The sequence below is a fragment of the Roseofilum sp. genome, from assembly GCF_982964205.1.
This window is the reverse complement of sequence record NZ_CEZBFX010000018.1, coordinates 25,014-46,691: the sequence shown is the minus strand read 5'-3', so window position 1 is coordinate 46,691 and position 21,678 is coordinate 25,014. Positions and strand designations below refer to the sequence as shown.

The following is a 21,678-nucleotide window of genomic DNA, read 5'->3' as shown; positions in this document are numbered from 1 at the left end:
CCTAAGCCCGCTCTCGGTTTTCTGTCTGGTTACGCAACCTACGCGCGTGTTCCTGACTATCAATGACATCAGATCGGGAACCAACCACCCCGATGCTTTCCCAGTAAGCCACGAGTTCTACACCGGTTTTAGGAGGATTTTGAAGGAAAGGGCGAAATGAGAGGACGCGCAAAATATACTCTACTAAAGGCAACTTGAGTTGAGATGCCTCAGTGGATAGTTCATCTTCTAAATCTGGAGGTAGCTCTATACTTATATTGATACAGTTTGTTCAAAGCACTCCTACACTACTCCTATCTTACTGATTTCCTCACCTCATTAGCAAACCATTACTGAACAGACCAAGTTGCGATCGCCAGCGCCCCTAACCCAATTCCAACAAGCGCTGGCACTAAACGGCTGCCCAAAATTCGCCACTTTGCATTCATCGGTAGCTTCCCGGTTTCCCAGTAAACCCAGTCATCTCCTAACTGGCTTGCCAACTCTAAGTTTCCTGAAATGAGGAGAACGATACCATTGCCTGTAGCAGGATTGACCCGCACCGTATGCCCTAACGCCGGCAAATTCCCCCCATCATGACCTACAGTATATTCATCAGCACCATTAGCAACATACAAAGTATGTCCTAAACCCCAATCCTGATGTGCCCCTGGCTGAGGGTTGATCATTTGCTTTAGTGTTTCTTGTTTTAGAACTAAGTTCGTTCGGCTATAAGCTTGAACGAAGCGAGCCATATCTTGAGGCGTTGCGTAAAGAGATGCCGCTGCTGTAGCTGTGTATCGACGATGAGGACTCGGTTGAAGTTTTTCATCGAAGCTGGTTGCTAGCCGATCTGTACGACCAGAAGCAGCGATCGCCTCCCAGTCAAAACTTGATTCTCTCATACCCAAAGGTTCTAAAATAGCCTTTTTCATATAGTCCGAAAAAGACTCTTGCGTGACGTCCTCAATCAATAATTGCAAGACGGTGTAACCACCGCCAGAATATAGCCAGTTTCTTCCAGGCTCTCTAGCAACTGTCACTCCACGAGGTTTTCCTGACATAGAATCTTGGGTCAAAGTCAGCGACTCTTCAAGGGATTGAATCGATTCACCGGGCAGAAAACCAGCGTAGCCAAAAAGGTCGTCTAATCCTCCTGTATGACTGAGTAGATGTCGAATGGTTACCTTATCGCTATATTGACTCACGGGAAATTGCCAGCGTTTCAGGTACTGATTGGCAGGCTTATCTAAAGCGATCCGTCCTTCTTCTACGAGCTTCATGACCCCCCAAGCGGTGACCATCTTACTCACGGATGCCATTTGGTAGATTGTGCGATCGATCTGGACGGGAATTTTTTTGGCGGCATTTGCAATCCCAAAAGGATGGGCTGCAACAACTTCACCCTTTTGAATCAGAATGAGAGCTGCACTACCCAGTTTCGGCTTACCTGGCTGACTCAGTTTTTGGATCAAATAGTTTTCGAGGGTTGCCAAATCTCCGCGCGGTACTGCTGGACGGGCAATCCAAAATACTTCAACCATGACAATAGTCATGACGATCGCAACCCAACGTGCGATCGAGCCTATTGTCGTGAATATATTGATACTCATGCTTTTGAAGAAAATTCAGTGGGGAAGGGAGTGAGAGCGATCGCTTCAAGCGCAGTGTAAAGTTTAGCATTTTATCTCCATCAAGGAGTGAGCGGCAAAACGACCAAGATGAGCGGTGGCAGATTGCTTTTGCATGAATACCAGTTTCCTTTAGAATCCAGTATGGAAAAGAAGAAATGACCGATAGCGATTAGAGAGACAAAGCCTCGATCGTCACTAGACCACCCTCGATTGCTTGGATTCGCAAATCATAACCTCGCAATAGCTGCATTCCAATCAGAGGAACCGTCTCTGACTCATTGATATAAACCTCACGGTATTGCCCGTCCCAAATTACCAGCCCAAGGTAAACTTCAAAAGTACAAAAAGTTCCATCGCCTAATGTCGCCATATCTCGACCTTCCCAACTGAGTGCTAATGTCGAGATCATCTCTGATGGCAAGGTTAAAAAACCAGAGAAGCCTGTATCAATTACGGCATCTACCCTTTGCGTTGTCTGATTATTCCTAACGGCGATCGCCAACATTGCTTCACAACTCTGATTCACACGCCCTTGCATCATTGCTTTGGTCTCAAACTCCGTGCCCCAAAACGATCGACTGCTGGATGTCCAATGCGAACAAACCAGGTTTGAGCATCTGATACTCTTGCTGAGAGCTGTTTTGATGCTGTGAGTAGATCGTCAGCGATCTCAAAAGCTCCTGTTTCGATGTCGATCGCCACAATTTTGCCTTGGTTGCCTTCTTCGGCCTGTTGACGCACCTGAGACTCATAAATCTCATCGCCACGCCGAGCAAACTCTTCTTTGCTATAGCGGGGTTGACGAACTGCCATAGACTGAACCTCGGTTGCAAGATTGTCCCTAAATTTTACCCTAAGCAGAAAAGAAGGGTTAGGAGATAACCAAACTGCTCAAAAGTTTAATTCCCAACAGATCGCCCTTGGCAGCATCAAATCACCCGTATATCCCGTATCAATAACCGATCTCAGTGCTTTAATTGGTTTGCTATCGTTATCCTATTGCCTCATTTTAGTCGTGTCACGGCAGTACGGTGAGTTATGCCGACGAACTCATGCCAGAGACTCCGGCAATGCAATATGAGCGGCGGGATTTGGGTGCTTTTCCCAGAGTGATAGAATGAGGTATATTATGTGATGAGTTAGTTTTTTCTTGAATTTTTGTTTTATGAGAAACATTCTACTCATGGGCGCATCGACGTTGTTAGTTGCAAGCATGGCAACTCCAGCACAAGCGTTTATGGTTGATTTAGGTACCGGTACAAGTCTGGAAGGATGGCAGATTTCTAACGATGGTGGGGCATCGTATATTTCACCGACTGCAAGGTTGGATAGCAATGCCCTTTGGCCCGATCCATTTGGGACACCTGGGGTTTGGCAAGGAATGTTCGAGTTCTTTGTCCCTGATGACGTTGAGAATGTATCGCTCTCCATCTTTGATATTGGCGTTGACGATCGTGTTGTCCTGAGTCTGAATGGAACCGTTATTCCTGGAGCCAACGCTGTCATCTTCGGCAGCGTCGGCTCAGGTGTCCATGATTTTGGTGATGGTCGTGGTCCGGTTGATTTTGAATTCACAGGCAGTAGCAATTGGCTAAAGGGCGACCCTTTAGTGACGAGCGAAAACTTTATTTATGGAGGTGTTAATCAGCTTATCGCTTACGTGAACAACACCAACACGGGTGACCCGGCTGCACTTCCTGTGGATGAGGTTGAACTCACAGCATTTTTCATGCAAGCAGAGGTCAATGGTGACCCCAAGGCACCAACGTCGGTTCCTGAACCTAGCAGTTTCATCTCTCTATTAGGGCTGAGCGTTATGGCTGGATTATGCAAGCTTGGTAAAAGCGTGCTGAGTTAAGTCTATGAATTAGGGCGTGTCATCAATCTGGGCAATCCGACAGGATTTCAGAGGAAATTGCTGCAAATTTCGGGTAACGTCAATAATTTCTTGGACGACAGCAGAAGCATACGCAGTAGAGTCACGAGCAATATATGCAGCGATCGCATCCACATCATCCAATGCTTTTGAAGACCAGTTTACTACAGCCATTGACTCAAACGTTTTTCTGCATCTGCTTGAGAGATTGTTCCTTCAGTATCTGCTGCTTCCAAACCTTGCCGAACTTTGGCAAGAACGTAAAGATGGTATTGGATTTCTTCAAAAGAGCAATCATCTGGGAGTCTCTCAAGGAGAGAGCGGACAGTTTCTTTCGTTGTTGTCATAACCCACTGACCAAAGCAGAGTATCTCCCTATTTTATCACTCAATCGCCCGTCCCAGTTCTATTTCGTATCCGCACTCTTCCTCTGACGAAATGTTGGGTTTGCCCGGTAAAAGAATACTTTCTTCATGCCCAAACCCGCTTCAGCGTCAGTGTAAACCCCGGCAAAACCTGCTCTCCTGATAGCTGGTTCGGATTCTCTAACACCTCAACAGCTTGACCTAGACGATAAATTTCCACCCGCTTATTTTTCGGGTCAATTAACCAGCCCAACTGCGCCCCATTCTGCAAATATTCCTGCATCTTTGCCCGCAGTTCCTTGAGAGTGTCAGTTTCCGATCGCAATTCAACCACAAAGTCCGGACATAGGGGCGCAAAACCCTTGCGTTGCTTTGGGGTGAGAGCATCCCAACGCTCTTGACGTACCCATGAAGCATCAGGAGAACGGTTCGCCCCATTCGGCAGTTCAAACCCACTTGAAGAATCAAAAGCCAAACCATGACCCCCTTCTTCTTCAATCCACCGGGCGAGGAAGTAACTGAGTTTCAAGTTGCGATTGCCCGTTTCACTACCCGTTGGTGGGGTCACGATCAATTCTCCTGTTGTAGTTCTCTCCAGTCGAAGTTCGCGATTGGCCGCAGCCAGCATGGCAAACTGCTCCGGTGTCACATGCAGCGTCAATTCTTGGGGAAGTTGGACCCATAGGGGTTTAGATTGAGGGGAAGCTTGGACAACCATCATTGTGCCTCACAGGGCTATCTCGCCACCATTTTATATTACCCTGGAAGAGTTACAGGAAAGATGCCAGCCGCGATCGCCTTTCAACCTCAGTCCCTATTCCTTCTTCCTGTATCAGAAAAAATTCCTGTTCTAGTCCCAGGCGACGGTTAAGGACATTCATATTTTCTACTTCATGTATAACTCGACTATACTAACCTGAAGAGCAATTAAGCCAAATCCGGATAAAATGACTCCAGAAATACGGTTAATCCAGCGCAAGCGATGAGGGGTAATTTTATTTTTCATGAAGCCAACGGCGGTAACCAGGACGAACCACCACAGAGCTGACCCAGAAAATACACTCAGAACGAGGATAAGAGCTAACCCATAGTGTCCGTTAGTATTTCCAGCTCCGAATCCGGCAAAGATAGCGGCAAAAGAGAGAATAGTTAAGGGATTGGTTAAGGTTAGAAAGAGGGTAGAAATATAAGCTCGCCATAGGTTTTTACCGTCAATTTTAGCTTCTTCTTTACTGGGAGACGAGCGAAAAGTTTGGATACCTAAATAACAGAGGAAAAGTCCACCAATGAGGCGTAATGCGATTTGATGTTCGATGAAAAGATTGGAGATGAAGGTTAATCCAAATCCGGCAATACAGCCATAGAAACCATCGGCAGTGGCTGCCCCTAAACCGGAGACTAATCCGGCGATTCTGCCTTGGCTTAAGGTGCGACGAATGCATAAAATGCCAATAGGGCCAACGGGTGCGGCAATGGATAAACCGATGATTAATCCTTTGAGAATGACTGAAAGTTCCATGGGGAATTATTGTGCTATGCGCTGGGGAATAGGGAATGGGAAATGGGTTGCTCCTACTGTGTTTTAGAATAACTAAGTCTAAAGCGGAATTGAATAGAGATTTGAAGGAAAATGAAGCGATTTTTGGAGAATTATAAGGTAAAATTGAGTAATGACTTTTGATTCTGAAAAACTGCTCGATCGAACCGGATGGCGGATTCTGGAGATCTTGCAAGAGGAGGCAAGAATATCGTTGGCGGAGTTAGGGAGAAAGGTGGGGTTGTCTGCTCCAGCGATCGCCGAACGGGTAAAACGAATGGAAGAAGCGGGTATCATTATAGGATATCAAGCCCAGGTCAACCCGGAAAAAGTGGGCTATGCTATTGCTGCTATTATTGCCCTCACCACGACTCCTCAGAAGTATCCGCAGATCTTAGCCCTGATTGAAATGTTGCCAGAAGTGCGATCGTGTCACCATGTAACGGGTAACTTCTCTTTCTTTATGGAAGTGACGGTATCTTCAATGGGGCACTTAGAGGAGATAATCAATCAACTGAGTGAGTTTGGACAAACTTCGACTTCTATTATTCTTTCGTCACCACTTCCGAGACGAGGCATTATGGATCGTCAATAGGTTAGGGCGATCGCTGCAAATAATCCTGGGTTACTTGCATAATAATATCTAAGCGAAAGTTATCAAATAAAGCAGTCAGTGCTTCAGATAGGGCTGGGTGAGTCGGGGCAATTGATTGGATCAAGAATTCAACTTGTTCTTCATTCACTTCTCTAGCAGTAGAATAGAGAGCCTGTACCCAGGTTGGTGACATTTGAGTAAACTGTTCTCCCCAGAAGCGATCGCTGCGTACCCGATGTTTTTTAAGCTTCCTTTTAGATTTTGGCATCGTTTCATAAATGTAAGAAGCCTCTAAATAACGAGATAAACTATTAAAAATCACCTGACTCTTAAAGGGTTTACAAATAAAATTATCGGAACCAGCCTGTATAATTTCTGTACGCCTTTCTTCAAAAGCACTAGCAGTTAAGGCAATAATCACTGTTGACTTTAGACCCTGCTGCTGTTCTTGCTCCCGAATAATGCGAGTCGCTTCTAAGCCATCAACCACAGGCATCCGAGTATCCATGAAAATCAAGTCAGGTTTACAGCTCTGCCAAAGAGCGATCGCTTCTTGACCATTCGTCCCTTCAATTACTTCAAAACCGACAGGGGAAAGTAACTTGACCAGCAGCTTGCGATTTTCTGGGGTATCATCAACGACTAAAACACGGTACATCTTTTGATTAGGACTTAACTCTACGACTTGGCGAGTATCCGTTTCCCTAAAATTAAGTAAAGATTGATGGCCTAATTTTAGGGGAATATCAAACACAAATACTGTTCCTTTTCCTACTTCACTGCTAACAGAAATTTCTCCTCCCATTAAACGCACAAACTTATCGGTAATCGATAAACCCAAACCCGTTCCTTGAGCAGAACTTATCCCGGTTGACGTTTGCACAAAAGCCTTAAATAAATCCTGTTGTTCTTCCTGTATAATCCCTGGGCCTGTATCACTCACTTTAAATTCAATAAATTCAATATTCCCATTATGACCCCTGTTTTGTTGGAGCGTTACACTCAGTTTCACCTGACCGAGTGCTGTGAACTTAATTGCATTGCCGATCAAATTAATCAAGCAACTCCGTAGCTTTTGCTCATCTGATTTGATGTATTGTGGAACTTGAGGATCAACATTAAATTCTAGATGGATATTTTTAGATTCTGCTTTGATTTCAAATAAATCCTCTAAGCCATCTAATAAATAGTAGATGTCCAAGTCTTTTTCATTTAAATGAATAATTCCTGCTTCAATTTTTGATAAATCAAGAATATCATCAATCAAATCTAATAAATGTTCGCCACTTCGATTAATGATTTCTAAATATTCTCGCTGTTCATCATTAGTTTGGTAATCCCGAAGCATCACTTGAGTAAACCCTAAAATAGAGTTTAAAGGGGTTCTGAGTTCATGGCTCATATTCGCTAAAAATTGACTTTTAGCCTTAGACGCTGCTGCGGCCTCTTCTTCAGCTTTCTTACGTTCTTGAATTTCCTGTTGCAGAGTTTTATTTTGCGCTTCTAGCTGGTTTTGCAATCGTCGAATCGTTAATTGATGTTCAATGCGAGCTAAAACTTCTTCCACCTGAAACGGTTTAGTAATATAATCTACGCCTCCAACTTGAAACGCCCTGACTTTATCTAAAACTTCATCTAATGCGCTGAGAAAGACAATAGGAATATTCTGAGTCTGTTCGTCTTTTTTTAGCTCCTGACAAATTTCATAGCCATTCATATCCGGTAATTTAATATCTAAAAGGATTAAATCCAGATTTCCCGATCGCGAAGCTCTGAGAGCCATTTCTCCTTTCACCGCTCCTTTAACTTTATATCCAGCCTCAGACAACGTTTTAGATAAGACCTGGAGATTTTCCAGTTGATCGTCAACAATTAAAATATTCCCTTTGTAAGTATCCACAGTTTTTACAAACTAGCTCCTCATCTTAATCAAGAATATCAATATCGCTCTCCTCAATCAAACTTAAGATTTGATCGCAGCGAAAGGTTTTTACTAAATCAGTTAGGGCGTTAGCTAAAGCAAAATGCGGCTCAGGAATTTGGTCAATCAACTGTAAAAGCCGATCGTCATCAATGGCATCTGCTGCCTGATATAATGCCTTTAGCCACTGATTGGGCATAACATTTAGGCTATGGGCTGTGAGAATAAATGGGGATAGAGAAGTAGTGATTAATTTTTCCCTTGGCTGTTCTAAATGATAATCATAAATATAACGTACATCTAGATATTGGGCAATCTTTTCAAAGATCAGAGCTTCTGTGAAGGGTTTCCGCACACAATCATTACACCCTACCCTGACTATACGCTCGAGTTCGTCCTCTAAAATACTTGCAGTTAAGGCAATAATGATGGGGGATCGATCGGTTGCTGGTGTATTCGCTCTAATATGCTCAGTCACTTGATCTCCATTCATAACTGGCATCCGGATATCCATCCAAATTAAGTGAGGTTTCCAACTTTCCCAAATGGCGATCGCCTCTTGTCCATTTTCTGCCATTTTCACTTCAAAACCGATCGGTTCTAAAATTTGTAACAAAAGTTGCTGATTTTCCCACTGATCGTCCACAATCAAAATTCGGTACACAGACTGTTCTGGTGCTAAACCCACTACTCGACGACTTCCACTGCTCGGGACGACTTCATTTGCATCAACCGTACAGACTTCAATCGTAAACTGAAATTTACTCCCATAACCCACTTGACTTTTAAGAGTGATTGTGGAGTTCATCAGCCGAACAAATTTTTGGGCAATAGTCAAGCCTAAACCCGTTCCTTCTTGAGACACTTTTCCCGTTTCACTTTGCACAAATGCCTCAAATAACTTTTGCCGATCTTCTGGAGCTATTCCAGGACCAGTATCTTCTACTTCCACTTGCAGAGCCACTTTTTTTGAGAGGTTTAATTCTTCATTCTCGATCGCTAAAACACGGAGAAAGACTTGCCCTTTTTGGGTGAATTTAATTCCATTATTGAGCAAATTAATCAAGACCTGGCGCAATTTGACTTGGTCTGCACAAATGTAGTCTGGAACCTCTCGATCGATGGCAAAAATTAATTCTATATTTTTTTGTTCTGCTTTGAGCTTAAACATATCCTCCAGATCGTCAATCATCCTCCTAAAATCAAAACAGCCCTCATCTAAAGTAACTCTCCCTGATTCGATTTTAGATAAGTCTAAAACATTATTAATTAAAGTCAACAAATGTTGGCCACTCCGATTCATAATCCGAACATTCTCTTGATGTTCTGTTGGTAAAACAGGAGAACGGCCCATTAATTGACAAAAGCCTAAAATCACATTTAAAGGCGATCTCAGCTCATGACTCATATTAGCCAAAAACTCACTTTTAGCCCGATTCGCTAATTCTGCGGCTTGTTTTGCCAGTTCCAACTCTTGGGTTCTTTGATAAACTTTTTTCTCCAAATCCTGATTCAGTTCCCTGAGTTCTGTATTGATCAGTTGTAAGGTTTGATTTTGCTGGGCTAATTTTTGATCTTGGTCATAACTTCGTAATGCCTCAAGGACCGTCAACTTCAGATCTTCCTCATCCCAAGGTTTGGCAATATATCGATATAATTTAGCATAATTAACCACTCGTCCCACAACATCGGCACTAGCTTGACCCGTTAATAATATTTTCAATGTTTTTGGAGATAAATCATGGATTCTAATTAATAGCTCATCACCCGACATTTCCGGCATCATATGATCGGAAATGATTAAAGCAATATCCATTTGATCCAACAAACAATCTTCAGCAATTTCTAGAGCTTCCATTCCGCTTTCAGCTTGCTCGATAAAATAACCGTAAGTCAACCATGCTTTCAGTTGTCGCTTTAAGCTATCTAAAATAATGGGGTTATCATCGACACAGAGGATAACTCGATTAGAGGTCATAAATTTAGCACTCGATTAATTTTTAAAAACAACGAAACTTCTGAACGTCTATAGGGGGATTCTTATTTTGTCTTCTAGGATCAACTGAATTTATGGCAAAAATATCCATAGAGACTTACAATAGAGGGCAATCACAGATATGTTATGAATCAAAAATAACTTTAGATTCACAATCGCTCTGTTTCTGTCTCTCAAACCAAGTTCCCCTTTGGCATTCATTGTCTGACCGATCGCTGATGATTAAGCAGGAACCTATCTCAGTTAAACCCAATATCCTTGTGGTTGATGATATCCCAGCCAACTTGCATTTGTTTGCTAAGATGCTCTCTCAAGAGGGCTATAAGGTGCGATCGGCAGTCACAGGTGCATTGGCAATATCGGGTGCTAAAGCAATACCCCCTGACTTAATTTTACTTGACATTCTAATGCCAGAACTTAATGGTTATCAAGTTTGCTCCTTGCTGAAAGCCGATCCCGTAACCCAGGATATCCCGATTATTTTTATTAGTGCCCTAGGAGAAGAAATCGATAAGGTGAGAGCCTTTGAAGTCGGAGCGGTTGATTATGTGACTAAGCCTTTTCTAAAGTCTGAGGTGCTTGCCCGGATTGACTATCATGTCAGAGCCTCTCAAACCCGACAAAAACTGCTCACTCAGAATTTACGTCTACAAGAAGAAATTGAATATCGTCATTTGATGGAAGCAAAACTGGAGCGCTTTAGCTTTCATCTGAAACAGATCCACCGTTTAGATACATCCCATTATCGCACGATTGAAGCTTTGTTTCGGGATTATCTGCAAACGGGATGTTCTATTTTAGGATGTTCGGTTGGCGCGATCGGTCACATAGAAGAGGATCTGTATGTGATTGATGCTGTGGAATCCACCCTGGACGGTATCAGTCGATGCTCGAAACTCGACTTTCAAGATACTTATTTAGATTGGGTGATTCGCAGGGAAAAAACCATAACCCATGAACAACCCAATCAAGGGTCTAGACAACACAAACCCCTCCATTTGGGGAACTACACTTTGGAATCGTTTATTGGTACACCCATTTGGGTACAGGATGAACTTTATGGTGTTTTGGTATTTGGGTCAACTCATGATGCCCTAAATACATTAGATACTCAAGCTCAAGAAATTCTAGAGCTAATGGCTCAAGGGTTAGGCAAGTGGATTGGGATTCGACAAACGGCTCTGAAACGGCAACAGGCAGAAGAGGAGACTCAATTATTACTCAAGGTGACTCAAGCGATTAGCCGATCGCCGGATTTTGAGAGTGCCCTTCAATCTGCCCTGGAACATCTCTGTGAAGCCAGCGGTTGGAGCTACGGTGAAGCTTGGCTACCGAGTGATGAGGGTCGCAGTTTAACCCTTAGTCCAGCTTGGTACTCCCACAAACAGGAACCGCCAGAGGTCTTGAGTCATTTAGAACGGTTTCGCTTAGTTCGTCAAGGCCAGATTTGGAGGAGTGGAACGGGTTTGCTCGGGAAAGTTTGGGTAACGGGAAAGGCACAATATGTGCCGGATGTGCCAGAGAAATCGCCGGACATTTGTCAACACAAGGATTTAGCCGCTCTGTGCCATATCCAGCAAGGGTTGTGGATTCCCATTCTCTCCGTCTCAGCAGAGCAACAGCAAGAAAAAGTTGTCGCAGTGTTGGTGCTATTTCTGTCGGGAATCTCAACCTTAGATTTTCACCATCAATCCCATCAATTACTGGCCTTTGCTTCGGCAATCGCCTCCCAACTCGGAACTGTAATCCGCCAAAAACAGATTGAAGCCGAGCAAAGAGCGATGCTCATGGCTATGGATGATGCAGTCATGGTGTATAACCAGGAAGGGATTTGTCTGAAATTCATGACCAATAATCCCTTATTTCTCCAGAAACCGCCGGAAAGTAAATTAGATAAAAGCTTGTATGACTGTTTACCCGAAGCCCAAGCAGATGCCCACTTAACGGCTATCCGACAGGCGATCGCCACCCGAGAAACCCAAACCCTTCAATATCACCTCATGATTGGCGATCGACGGATTTGGTTATCCGCTAAAATTTCCCCCTTATCTCACCAAACCGTCCTGTTAGTCGTTCGAGATATTACCCCTCTAGAAACCATAACCACCGCCCTTCAACACAGTGAAGCCCGGTTTCAAGCCATTTTTGAACAAGCGGGTATTGGCATATATATTACTACTTTAGAGGGCCAGATTTCACAAACCAATGCTGCCTTTGAATCCTTCCTCAACTATACTTCACAAGACCTTCAAAACCTTCAAATTAAAGATATTATTCATCCCGATGACTATCAAAACGATCCCAACTTTCAAAATTTATTACTCGGTAGAATTCAATCCTATCAAGTCGAAAAACGCTATATTCACCAAAATGGGGAGATCAGATGGGGAAGACTGACGGTTTCATCGATTCAAGATAAAGATGAAATCCAGTTTGTTTTTGGCATGGTAGAAGATATCACAGAAACTCATAAAATAGAATGGGCACTCAAAGAGAGTGAAAGGCGATATCGGGAACTAATTGAAGTACAAAAAGATGTTTTAATTTGCCGCTGGAAACCCGATACAGAACTCACTTTTGTCAATCAATACTTTTGTCATTTTTTCAATCATAATGCTGAAGACTTAATCGGCAAAAAACTTAACTCATGGTTGGTTAATGCCCAGTCAGTCGAAGAAGTTGAAGATAATATTCTCGAACTCTTAACTACTCTAAATCCCAAAAGTTGGGAATATAAGTATTGCTCAGGGACCGGAGAACATCGATGGTTAAGGTGGACAAATCAACCCATTGTCGATCGTTGGGGAACTTTAGTTGATATTCAAGCCTTTGGTGTTGATATCACAGCACAAAAGCAACGGGAGTTAGGCTTAAAGTTGATTGCTGAAGGTATTGCTTCTGCTACTGGCAATGAATTTTTTAATAGTTGTACTCAATATTTAGCTAATGTTTTACAAGTCAAATACGCGTTACTGGCCAAAGTCTCCGATCCCAAGCTTCGCAAGGTAAATATTTTAGCTTTTTGGAATTCCATAGAATTAGAGAAAATTGATGAGTTTGAGACTCTAGATGCCCCTTGCGATCAAATCTTATCTGGAGAATCAGTTTACTATCGAGATGAATTACAAGAAAAATTTGGAAATCATCCACTAATTTCTAGACTAAAAGCCAAAAGCTATTGGGGTTTACCCTTAAGAAATACCCACCAAGAAATTATTGGTTATCTGGCCATATTAGATACAAGACCATTGGAAATAGACTCCCAAAAGCAAGTCATTCTCGATATATTCTCAGCCCGAGCAGAAGCAGAATTAGAACGAAAGATTTCTGAAGAGAAATTAGAGAAAATAGCTCAGAAAGAACGGTCTATCGCTAAAATATTGGCACAGATGCAACCCCTATTAGATCTCGATAAAATATTAAAATCTACCACCCATGAAATCCGAAACCTATTTAATAGCGATCGGGTGGCTGTTTATCAATTAAACCCAGATTGGAGCGGTCAATTTATTGCTGATTCAGTGGCTTCAGAATGGGATTCTATCGTTGATATAAGAGATCGGTTTTCTGCTTCTTCCGAATTAATTAATGATGAAAGTTGTGCCATTAAATTCTGGATCGATACTCCAAGTCAATCCCCTCATCCTTTAAGATTGATTGGTTCAGATATCCCTCCTTATCCTCACTATCAATACCTATGTATAACAGATATTTATCAAGCAGGATTTCAAGTTGAGTATCTAAAATTTATCGAAAAAATACAAGCTAGATCTTATCTGATTATTCCCTTATTTTCCTCTCAAAAGCTATGGGGATTATTAGGGATTTATCAAAATAAAAATCCTCGTCAATGGCAAGAAGATGAAATTCAAGTAGCCATGTATATTGCCCACCAGATTAGTCTGGGAATTCAACAGTTGCAATTAGTGGATCAAATTCAGACCAAATCGGAAGAACTAAAAATTGCTAAAGATCGTGCCGATGCTTCTAATCGAGCGAAAAGCTCTTTCTTAGCAAAAATGAGTCATGAATTCCGGACTCCTCTCAATGCAATTTTAGGATTTGCACAAGTTATGGGACGTGATGGATCGTTATCTTCTATTCAGCAAGAACAACTCAAAATAATTAATCAAAGTGGCGAACATCTACTTAACTTAATCAATGATGTCTTACAAATGTCTAAAATAGAGTCTGGAAAAATCTCCTTGAATTATACTCATTTTGATTTACTCAAAAGTGTAGAGAAGCTTAAAAATATATTACAGCTTAAAGCTCGTCTTAAAGGGTTAGAACTGAAAATAAAAGTTGAAGATAAAGTCTCTCAATATATGTATGGAGACGAAAATAAATTAGGACAAGTCCTCCTAAATTTGGTGGATAATAGTATTAAATTTACCCCTCAAGGTTCAGTTACCCTAGAAGTCATGCTATCGGATACATTAGCAAGCGATCCCAATCAACATACTCTCCGGTTTAGTGTGGCTGATACGGGGATCGGTATTGCTCCTGAAAATATTGAAGTTTTGTTTAAACCGTTTGTCCAAAGTAAGGGATTAACTCTAATTTCTGATTCTGGGCATAACGATCAAGAAGGAACAGGATTAGGATTAGCGATCAGTCAACACTTTGTTGAATTAATGGGAGGTCAATTAAAGGTAAACTCGACTCTGGGGATAGGGAGTACCTTCTTTTTTGAGATTCCCTTGCAGCTAGGACAAGCTGAATCTATTATTTCTATTCATCCTCTACAAGCGATCATTGGATTAGCTCCAGATCAACCGGTTTATCGCATCTTAGTTGTTGATGATGAACGGGATCAGTGCTTATTGATGTTGCATTTATTAAGTCATGTGGGCTTTGAAGTTCAGACTGCCCAAAATGGTAAAGAAGCGATCGCCATTTGGCAAAGTTGGCAACCCCATCTGATCCTCATGGATATGCGGATGCCTGTCCTTAATGGCTTAGATGCAACTCATCAGATTAAGGCGACTATCCAAGGTCAAGCCACCGTGGTGATGGCACTTACCGCTCATGCCTTTCAGGACGATCGAGAACAGGTTTTAGCGGCTGGATGTGATGATTTTATCAGCAAACCCTTTCAAGGAGATATGCTATTAGAGAAAATTGCTCATCATTTAGGCGTTCGGTATCTGTATGAAACCGGTTCCCTAGAGTCAACGGTTGAACCCATGGACACCAAACCGACTCCACCGACGATCGCCTCAATCGGAGATTTAGCGTGGCCAACCTTATCATCGGAGAGCTTATGGGCCCTTCATCAACATGCTATTGAAGCCGATCATGAATCTATTCTCGATCTCACCAGTGAAATTGAAGATGTACAAATTTCCCAGTGGTTAATGACACGAGTCAATAACTTTGAGTTTGAACGGATTTGTGAGGCGATCGCTCCCTTTCTCACCTCTACATAATACCTTCGCCAAAATTAATCTTATTTGAGCTGTGTCTGTCTCCTACGGCGATCGTCCAGAGACACCACCTGCGCTTGACGACTCTCTCTAGCCACTCGCACCAATAACCCCGCAGATAACAGACTGGCAATCATCGAATTCCCCCCATAACTAAACATCGGTAAGGGTAAACCAGTCGTTGGTAATGCTCCAGTCGCCACCCCAATATTAATCAATGATTGTCCCACCAGCAGAAAAGTCGCACCGATCGCAATTAAACGATGAAACTTATCCGTACATTTGAGCGCCACCACCAACCCTAGAGTGGCATACACCCCCAGCATAAGTAACAACAGTAGACTGCCGACAAAGCCAAATTCCTCAGCATAAACCGCAAAAATAAAATCCGTGTACTGAATGGGTAAATAGAACCATTTTTGTTGAGAGAGTCCTAACCCACTTCCCCAAAACCCTCCTGAGCCGATCGCCATCAAACTTTGAGTTAATTGATAACCATTCTCCATCGGATCGGCCCAAGGATCTAAAAACGTCATAATCCGCTGCCGTTGATACTCATTAATGCTCAAGCTCAACATCCCCAAACCCAATCCTACTCCCCCAGTTGTGAGCAAGGAGCGATAGGGTAAACCAGAAGCCACGGCGATCGCAAACAACGTCATCCCACAAAACGTCGCCGTACTCAGGTTCGGTTGCAGCAAAATCCCCACCAACACAGCCCCAAAAATTCCCAACCATCGCCAGCGAATTGCCGGTTTCAACGACGGCCATAAACCAAACACTTGCGCCCCTTGCAGAACCAAAAATGGCTTAATTAACTCCGAAGGTTGTATCGGAAACGCCCCCAAAGATAACCAACGAGTGGCCCCATTAATCGTTATTCCCAATCCAGGAATCACCGTCACCCCAATCAATCCCAGAAACAGCAGTAGAAACCATTGGGCAACTCTCATCAACGATTTCAACGGCGTATGAACCATGAAATTAAACCCCACACAGCCCAAAACAGCCCAAGCCATCTGCCGCTTTACATAATAAAACCCATCCTCATAGTAGCTATTCGCCAGGGGATAGGATGCAGAAAACAGAATCATCAACCCAACCGACAACCAAAGGAATGTTAACCACCGCAATAGTCTGGCTTCTATTGCCCATTCCTTCACCGAGGGGTCAATCAAAAGAATTAACTGTTGGAACTTCAAGGACTGTTGTTATAGAGCTTCGTGCTGGGGAACAAAGAACTGGGAATAGGGAATAGCTTGGGGTACAGGCACAAATGAAAATTAGACCCTACTCCACAGGTAGAGGAAGCTACTGTATCCACCCAATTCTCTCTGGACTCTAACAAACAACAAAGCAAAAGTAAAGCTTTAACCCTTACTTTTGCTTTGTTAGAAAACTCTTGTGCAGGTTTTGTCAACAGGGAAAACCCTCATCCGGAGCGCAACTGATACAGAATTAGATCAAACCAGCGTTGGTTCCCACTTTACCCGTAGCCAACTCCACTTTGAGGATTTTGCCACCCATTTTCATAATTCGCTGTTGTTCGCGAAACCAATTATCATAAGGAACCAACTTTGTGAAGTAGGTATTTTGAAGTTCTCGTTGCGTCCGAATTCTGCTTAAACTGGGCACACAAGCCGTTACCTTAAACATCCGCATGGGCTAATCTCTCCTAATTGTGATTCAAAAATGCAGAAAAAATGGTATTAAAACCTTTTTACTTTACCCTCCAAAGTCTGGGAGTCAAGAGCCAATTCTAGACCATTGCGATCGGCTATTAATCACCGAGACAAACCCTTTCCATAGATTAGGCTTGTAACGGTCTAGGACTTACCCTAGACTTCCCAGACTCCACTTCTGAAGGGAGTTGATAAAGTACCACCTTCAGTTGAAGCACTTAGCCTAGCTTAAGCCAGAGCAGATGTAATCGAAGTAAACGCCCATTTCTTTACCAGCGTCAACACCAACTAAGCTAGCCGTAACATCTTTCATAGATTGGATGGCTTGAACCGTGGAACCGATGGGAACACCCAAAGAGTTGTAGGTTTCTTTCAAACCATTGAGAACCCGCTCATCTAAGATAGAAGGATCTCCAGCCAACATTGCATAGGTGGCATAACGCAGGTAGTAATCCAAATCACGGATACAAGCAGCGTAGCGACGGGTGGTGTACATATTACCACCAGGACGAGTGGTATCAGAGTACAGCAGAGACTTAGCGACTGCTTCTTTCACAATGGTAGAAGCATTAGCACTAATTGCCGTAGCTGCACGAACCCGCAGCTCACCTGTTTGGAAGTAGCCTTTGAGCTTGTCTAGAGCGGAAGTATCAAGGTACTTACCTTGAACGTCAGAAGAATTGATAACAGCAGTAATTGCGTCTTGCATGGTTGTGTTCTTGATGAAGTTACTTAAAATGGTCAGTTGTAGTTAATGCTCAAAACCTGAGCCTTGGCTAAAACTTGGGTGAAGTCTAGGTCAGACCACCTTTGACATAATCGAAGTAAGAACCGGCTTCATTTGCATCTTCACCTGACATCAGGGAAGTTGCGACAGCTTTCATGCAACTAACACTTTCAGCCACTGCATCTATGGAAGTGCCCAGAGATTTGTACATCTCTTTTGCACCAACCAAACCGATTTCTTCGATGGGGGTGACATCACCAGCCACGATTCCATAGGTAATTAGACGCAGGTAGTAGTCCATGTCCCGCAGGCAGGTTGCGGTCATTTCATCGCCATAAGCATTTCCACCAGGAGAAACCACATCCGGGCGTTTTTGGAAGAGTTGGTCACCAGCTTCCTTAACAATGCGCTCGCGGGAGTCAGTGAGGATTTGGGCAATCCGTAAACGTTGCTCACCAGATGTTACAAAAGCTTTGATCCGATCCAGTTCGCCTGGGCTGAGATAACGAGCTTCAGCATCAGCATTCACGATGGACTTCGTGACGATACTCATGTTGTGGAGTCCTCCAAAATAGAAATTGTCACCAATTGGGTCTTATATAGATGGCTTGCGCCAAAGGGTCTGAGTCTAATTGTGTTGCAACTTCGGTTATGAACTTGCTTTTTTTAAGAGACCTTGGCATAGCTCAAGGAAATTAGCTTAAAAACACAGAGTTTGACTCAGCGATCGCCGGACATTAACCTCCGATATAACTCATTGGTTTTATATCCGTCCGAACTCATTGTCAGGCATGGAGTTCACATCCTAAATCACTTCTTAATATTTTTTAACATTTACCCTCATTTTGACCCCTTCTCTCATCCGGTTAGCATAGGTATTTAAGACCATTGACCTGTGCTTCGATCGGTTGTTACAAAACTTCACGTTTTTTCCCATAAACCATAAAGTCCATCAGGGATTGAGCCTTAACTCTTCCCCAATGGACATCCCTCTCACCCTCTAGGGGGATTGAGTTCAAATTTCAACCTCGATTGTCGTTAGACCGGTTCAAAGCTAGGAATCACAATCTCCTTACTTTGCTTCGTCAACTGGTTATAAAGTTTCTCCGTATTCGGGAAGTTAGCCGCAGGAAGCGTATTGTACCGACAATAGGGAACCACATCTTCACCAAAGGCTTGTAGATATTCCATACTATTAACCATTGCCCCAATAAAGGCACGAATACCCTCACTAGACAAAATCTGGTTATACTTACGAATCTCCGCTTGATCTAAAGGCGCACGACCCAAGAAATGTTTGGTTCCCAGCTCAATCACCTTCGTATTCGGGAAAGGCGTATAGAACTCCTTGATATACAGATCGGAACAACCTAACCCTTCAATAAACTCCTTGACCGTGGTCTCACCATTACCCAAACGACTCTCTAAACTAGAGAACTCATTACTGACCACAAACGGTGCTACATCGCGCTCAAAGACTTGACGATAAGCGGCACCAATCAAGATCTTCACGGCTGGAACATCTGTCAAATTGGTTAACTTAAAGACCTTACGTTGTTCCCGTTGTTTGCGAACCCCTTGAGTAATCCGCTCTTGTACCTCGATTTCACCCCGTGGTGAAGTGACCGCGCCTAGCTCAATAAAGCGTGGAGTCTCTTCTGGTTTAACCAGTTGACCCATATCTTCACGCAGAGTACCTACCCGCATCGAGCGTAAGGACAACCCTGCTGGAGTCAAATACCGCTCATAAGGAACGGTATCTTCTCCGAAGGACTCAGCATACTCAACGGAATCAATAATTGCATCTACCAGAGCATAAAAACCCTTCTTAGAACACAAATCAAAATACTGATTCATTTCCGGACGGCCATAGGTCGGACGACCCAACAACCGACGGTGGATATACTCAATCGCCTTCACCACATACAGAGAACTCCAGTACAGATTGCGGAAAACATCTGACTTAGCCAGCGCTTTGATAAATTCCCGAACTGTAATCTCTCCATTTTCCAGGCGAGTCTCCATCGCCTTCAGCCGTTGACCGTCATAAACATCCCGGCCAAAGACCTGTAAATAACAGGCGCGAATTACCGCTTGGGTGGAAGTTTCCGAGAACTTGATATTAGTTCCCGCTTTTTTACTCACCGTTGCCGGGACTTGATCCAACTTAAAGACCTTCGCCCCTAAACTACCGGGTGCTTTACCCCGTGCTCCTGGAGCTGAAATCTGGCTATCAATCCCTGCGCCTCGATGAATCAACAAACGGCGCGTATCCTTACCAAAGGGTGCAGGACTGTTACTGGGATTGCGGGTTTCTTTCGGGAAAATTGCTCCAAACTGAATTTCTAGAGGATCGTTACCCGAACCATACACATGCCGATCCGGTAAGGGACCGTTGTAGGCCGCAAAGGTGGTAATAAATTGGGGTACTTTGCGGAAGGGGGCACTGTACTTAAACAGATCCTGTTGGGGCCCCCAGTTGCGGCACTCTTGGGCTTCTTGTCCTAAACCGCGCAAGTAAGGAACCGTCTCTTCTGCGAAGTAATCGGCGTATTCTTGGGAATCGACTAAAGCACCCACTAAAGCGGGGAGTCCCCCATCAGAAACAATGGAGAAATACTTTTGGAACTCTTCCCGACTCGACAGACCTCGACCGAGAATATGACGGAAGGCTAGTTCTACGACCCGACTATTGACAAACGGTTCATAGAACTGCTGGCGATAGAGGGGACTCAGACATAAACGACGTACAAACTCCTTCATGGAGATGTCGCCATTTTTCACCTGAGATTCTAGATAAGAAATGGATTGGGAATAGGCACGAGTAATATCTCGTTCAAAGATTTGCCGATAGGCTGCCTTGACCACTTCCTGTTTTTCGGAAGAGGACAATCCGGGCTTCATGACAAATTTTTGCCGACTCTCAGACGCATTGAAATAGATTTGAGGGAGTGTGAGTCCTTGTTGATCTAAGGTCTGGCGTTGACGGATTTTGTTTGACGGTGTGGAAGCTTTGAATTCTGAGATCACTACGTCAAAGTATTGTCCAACGATATCACTGGCTTCTGCGTCATTTTTAACATATGCTAAAGCGCCAGCTCGCATTTCCTGTAGGGCTACGAGGGTTGCAGCCGTAGAACAAGCGCCTTCAATAATTTCTCTGAGTCCTCGGACATTGACGGAGAGAATATTGGGGTCTCCAGCAACGATCGCATAAGTGATATAACGCAGGAACCAACTTAAATCCCGTAGGGATTTGGTCATATTTGCCGGCCCATAACGGGAAACGTTAATGGGACGGAATCCTGGAGGAACGGGGCCGGCACTGGCACCGCTAAATAAAGACCCGAATCCAGAAAAGAGTCCACCACCGGACTTGCTTTCTATAAAGGTTTCTGTGCCTTGCGTGCGTTGGCTTGCTCCAACGAGCATGGGTTCGGGATCGGCAGGCTTTTCCAAGAAAGCCATGGGAGATCCACCGGTAAAGATCCGATTGGCTGCTCGTGAAACAATCAGTTCAGAATTTTTGGTGAGGACTTCGGCGATCGCCAACCGTTTGAGACCCGACTCGAAATAGGTTGAAAGTTCACCGAGTTCAGTCCGTCCTAAGAAACGGTCTTGCTGTTCAGCAACAGAAATTGTTGAAACAGCTACCGTTTGATACAGTTGCGGACGAGCAACGGAGCTTCCACCACTTGCCTTGATAGTCATGCGCTCTTCTTCGCTCCCTTTGGATGTTTACAGCAATTGCATTAATGCGTTAAACAGCTTTTGGCTATCCATGGCCAGTCCATTGGACCGATCCTTGAATAGCTATTGGTGTTTGATCTTAAGAGTAGTCTGGGTTGACTCCCCTTGTTTATTAAAAAGCGTAACGATTCTACATCATAGGCGATCCCAGTCCCCTGACTGAGAAAAAAGATAAGTTTTGTTACGT

19 protein-coding genes are annotated in these 21,678 nt (G+C 43.6%); 3 read left to right on the top strand and 16 right to left on the bottom strand.

The features are described from left to right. Window position 1: 1 nt before the first annotated feature. From AC3A14_RS07495 to AC3A14_RS07475, 5 genes are all read right to left on the bottom strand, one after another. Entirely contained in the window at window positions 2-262 is a 261-nt protein-coding gene (locus tag AC3A14_RS07495) for a hypothetical protein (RefSeq protein ID WP_413039045.1), read from the bottom strand. A gap of 67 nt (window positions 263-329) precedes the next feature. Then, the gene (locus AC3A14_RS07490) at window positions 330-1,535 is read right to left on the bottom strand and encodes a serine hydrolase domain-containing protein (protein ID WP_318731228.1); all 1,206 of its coding nucleotides are present in this window, start codon (window positions 1,533-1,535) and stop codon (window positions 330-332) included. Then, window positions 1,516-1,662 (bottom strand): hypothetical protein, encoded by a 147-nt coding sequence (locus AC3A14_RS07485; protein WP_318731227.1) that lies wholly within the window; start codon window positions 1,660-1,662, stop codon window positions 1,516-1,518. Before AC3A14_RS07485 ends, AC3A14_RS07490 begins: the two co-directional genes overlap by 20 nt. Before the next feature lie 120 nt (window positions 1,663-1,782). Continuing rightward, window positions 1,783-2,154 carry a hypothetical protein gene (locus AC3A14_RS07480; protein WP_318731226.1) on the bottom strand — a complete coding sequence of 124 codons (372 nt, stop codon included), beginning with the start codon at window positions 2,152-2,154 and terminating at the stop codon, window positions 1,783-1,785. Next, a complete protein-coding gene (locus tag AC3A14_RS07475; RefSeq protein WP_318719802.1) occupies window positions 2,151-2,426 on the bottom strand; it encodes a hypothetical protein in 276 nt (91 codons plus the stop codon). Before AC3A14_RS07475 ends, AC3A14_RS07480 begins: the two co-directional genes overlap by 4 nt. 370 nt (window positions 2,427-2,796) lie before the next feature. Between AC3A14_RS07475 and AC3A14_RS07470 the strand changes: the two genes are divergently transcribed. Next, the gene (locus tag AC3A14_RS07470; RefSeq protein WP_318731224.1) at window positions 2,797-3,471 is read left to right on the top strand and encodes a hypothetical protein; all 675 of its coding nucleotides are present in this window, start codon (window positions 2,797-2,799) and stop codon (window positions 3,469-3,471) included. Between the two features lie 9 nt (window positions 3,472-3,480). On the opposite strand, the gene AC3A14_RS07465 is transcribed toward AC3A14_RS07470, so the two are convergent. The 4 genes from AC3A14_RS07465 to AC3A14_RS07450 form a co-directional block, all read right to left on the bottom strand. Then, window positions 3,481-3,663 (bottom strand): type II toxin-antitoxin system RelE/ParE family toxin, encoded by a 183-nt coding sequence (locus AC3A14_RS07465; RefSeq protein WP_318719800.1) that lies wholly within the window; start codon window positions 3,661-3,663, stop codon window positions 3,481-3,483. Beyond that, the gene (locus AC3A14_RS07460) at window positions 3,654-3,836 is read right to left on the bottom strand and encodes a hypothetical protein (RefSeq protein ID WP_318719798.1); all 183 of its coding nucleotides are present in this window, start codon (window positions 3,834-3,836) and stop codon (window positions 3,654-3,656) included. The genes AC3A14_RS07465 and AC3A14_RS07460 overlap by 10 nt, the downstream gene beginning before the upstream one ends. 124 nt (window positions 3,837-3,960) lie before the next feature. After that, window positions 3,961-4,575, bottom strand: a complete 615-nt coding sequence (locus tag AC3A14_RS07455) for a Uma2 family endonuclease (protein WP_318719797.1) — start codon at window positions 4,573-4,575, stop codon at window positions 3,961-3,963. Window positions 4,576-4,740: 165 nt separating this feature from the next. Next, the gene (locus tag AC3A14_RS07450) at window positions 4,741-5,373 is read right to left on the bottom strand and encodes a LysE family translocator (RefSeq protein ID WP_318719795.1); all 633 of its coding nucleotides are present in this window, start codon (window positions 5,371-5,373) and stop codon (window positions 4,741-4,743) included. Between the two features lie 151 nt (window positions 5,374-5,524). On the opposite strand from AC3A14_RS07450, the gene AC3A14_RS07445 reads away from it, so the two are divergent. Continuing rightward, the gene (locus AC3A14_RS07445) at window positions 5,525-5,986 is read left to right on the top strand and encodes an Lrp/AsnC family transcriptional regulator (protein ID WP_318719794.1); all 462 of its coding nucleotides are present in this window, start codon (window positions 5,525-5,527) and stop codon (window positions 5,984-5,986) included. Window position 5,987: 1 nt separating this feature from the next. On the opposite strand, the gene AC3A14_RS07440 is transcribed toward AC3A14_RS07445, so the two are convergent. Together AC3A14_RS07440 and AC3A14_RS07435 are read right to left on the bottom strand one after the other, a co-directional pair. Then, complete coding sequence (locus tag AC3A14_RS07440) at window positions 5,988-7,886, bottom strand: response regulator (RefSeq protein WP_318731223.1); 1,899 nt, start codon at window positions 7,884-7,886, stop codon at window positions 5,988-5,990. Window positions 7,887-7,911: 25 nt separating this feature from the next. Then, window positions 7,912-9,885 carry a response regulator gene (locus AC3A14_RS07435; RefSeq protein WP_318731222.1) on the bottom strand — a complete coding sequence of 658 codons (1,974 nt, stop codon included), beginning with the start codon at window positions 9,883-9,885 and terminating at the stop codon, window positions 7,912-7,914. Window positions 9,886-10,121: 236 nt separating this feature from the next. Between AC3A14_RS07435 and AC3A14_RS07430 the strand changes: the two genes are divergently transcribed. Next, on the top strand, window positions 10,122-15,335 hold the full coding sequence (locus tag AC3A14_RS07430) for a response regulator (protein WP_318731221.1): 5,214 nt from the start codon (window positions 10,122-10,124) through the stop codon (window positions 15,333-15,335). Window positions 15,336-15,355: 20 nt separating this feature from the next. On the opposite strand, the gene AC3A14_RS07425 is transcribed toward AC3A14_RS07430, so the two are convergent. The 5 genes from AC3A14_RS07425 to AC3A14_RS07405 all read right to left on the bottom strand — a co-directional run bounded on the left by AC3A14_RS07425 (window position 15,356) and on the right by AC3A14_RS07405 (window position 21,452). Beyond that, window positions 15,356-16,534, bottom strand: coding sequence for an FtsW/RodA/SpoVE family cell cycle protein (locus AC3A14_RS07425; RefSeq protein ID WP_318731220.1), 1,179 nt, complete (start codon window positions 16,532-16,534; stop codon window positions 15,356-15,358). Window positions 16,535-16,790: 256 nt separating this feature from the next. Next, window positions 16,791-16,994 carry a rod-capping linker protein CpcD domain-containing protein gene (locus AC3A14_RS07420; protein ID WP_271936083.1) on the bottom strand — a complete coding sequence of 68 codons (204 nt, stop codon included), beginning with the start codon at window positions 16,992-16,994 and terminating at the stop codon, window positions 16,791-16,793. Window positions 16,995-17,237: 243 nt separating this feature from the next. Then, complete coding sequence (apcB, locus tag AC3A14_RS07415; protein WP_271936085.1) at window positions 17,238-17,723, bottom strand: allophycocyanin subunit beta; 486 nt, start codon at window positions 17,721-17,723, stop codon at window positions 17,238-17,240. An 85-nt stretch (window positions 17,724-17,808) separates the two neighbouring features. Next, a complete protein-coding gene (apcA, locus tag AC3A14_RS07410; protein WP_271936087.1) occupies window positions 17,809-18,294 on the bottom strand; it encodes an allophycocyanin subunit alpha in 486 nt (161 codons plus the stop codon). Window positions 18,295-18,779: 485 nt separating this feature from the next. Continuing rightward, window positions 18,780-21,452 (bottom strand): phycobilisome rod-core linker polypeptide, encoded by a 2,673-nt coding sequence (locus AC3A14_RS07405; protein WP_318731219.1) that lies wholly within the window; start codon window positions 21,450-21,452, stop codon window positions 18,780-18,782. Window positions 21,453-21,678 lie beyond the last annotated feature (226 nt).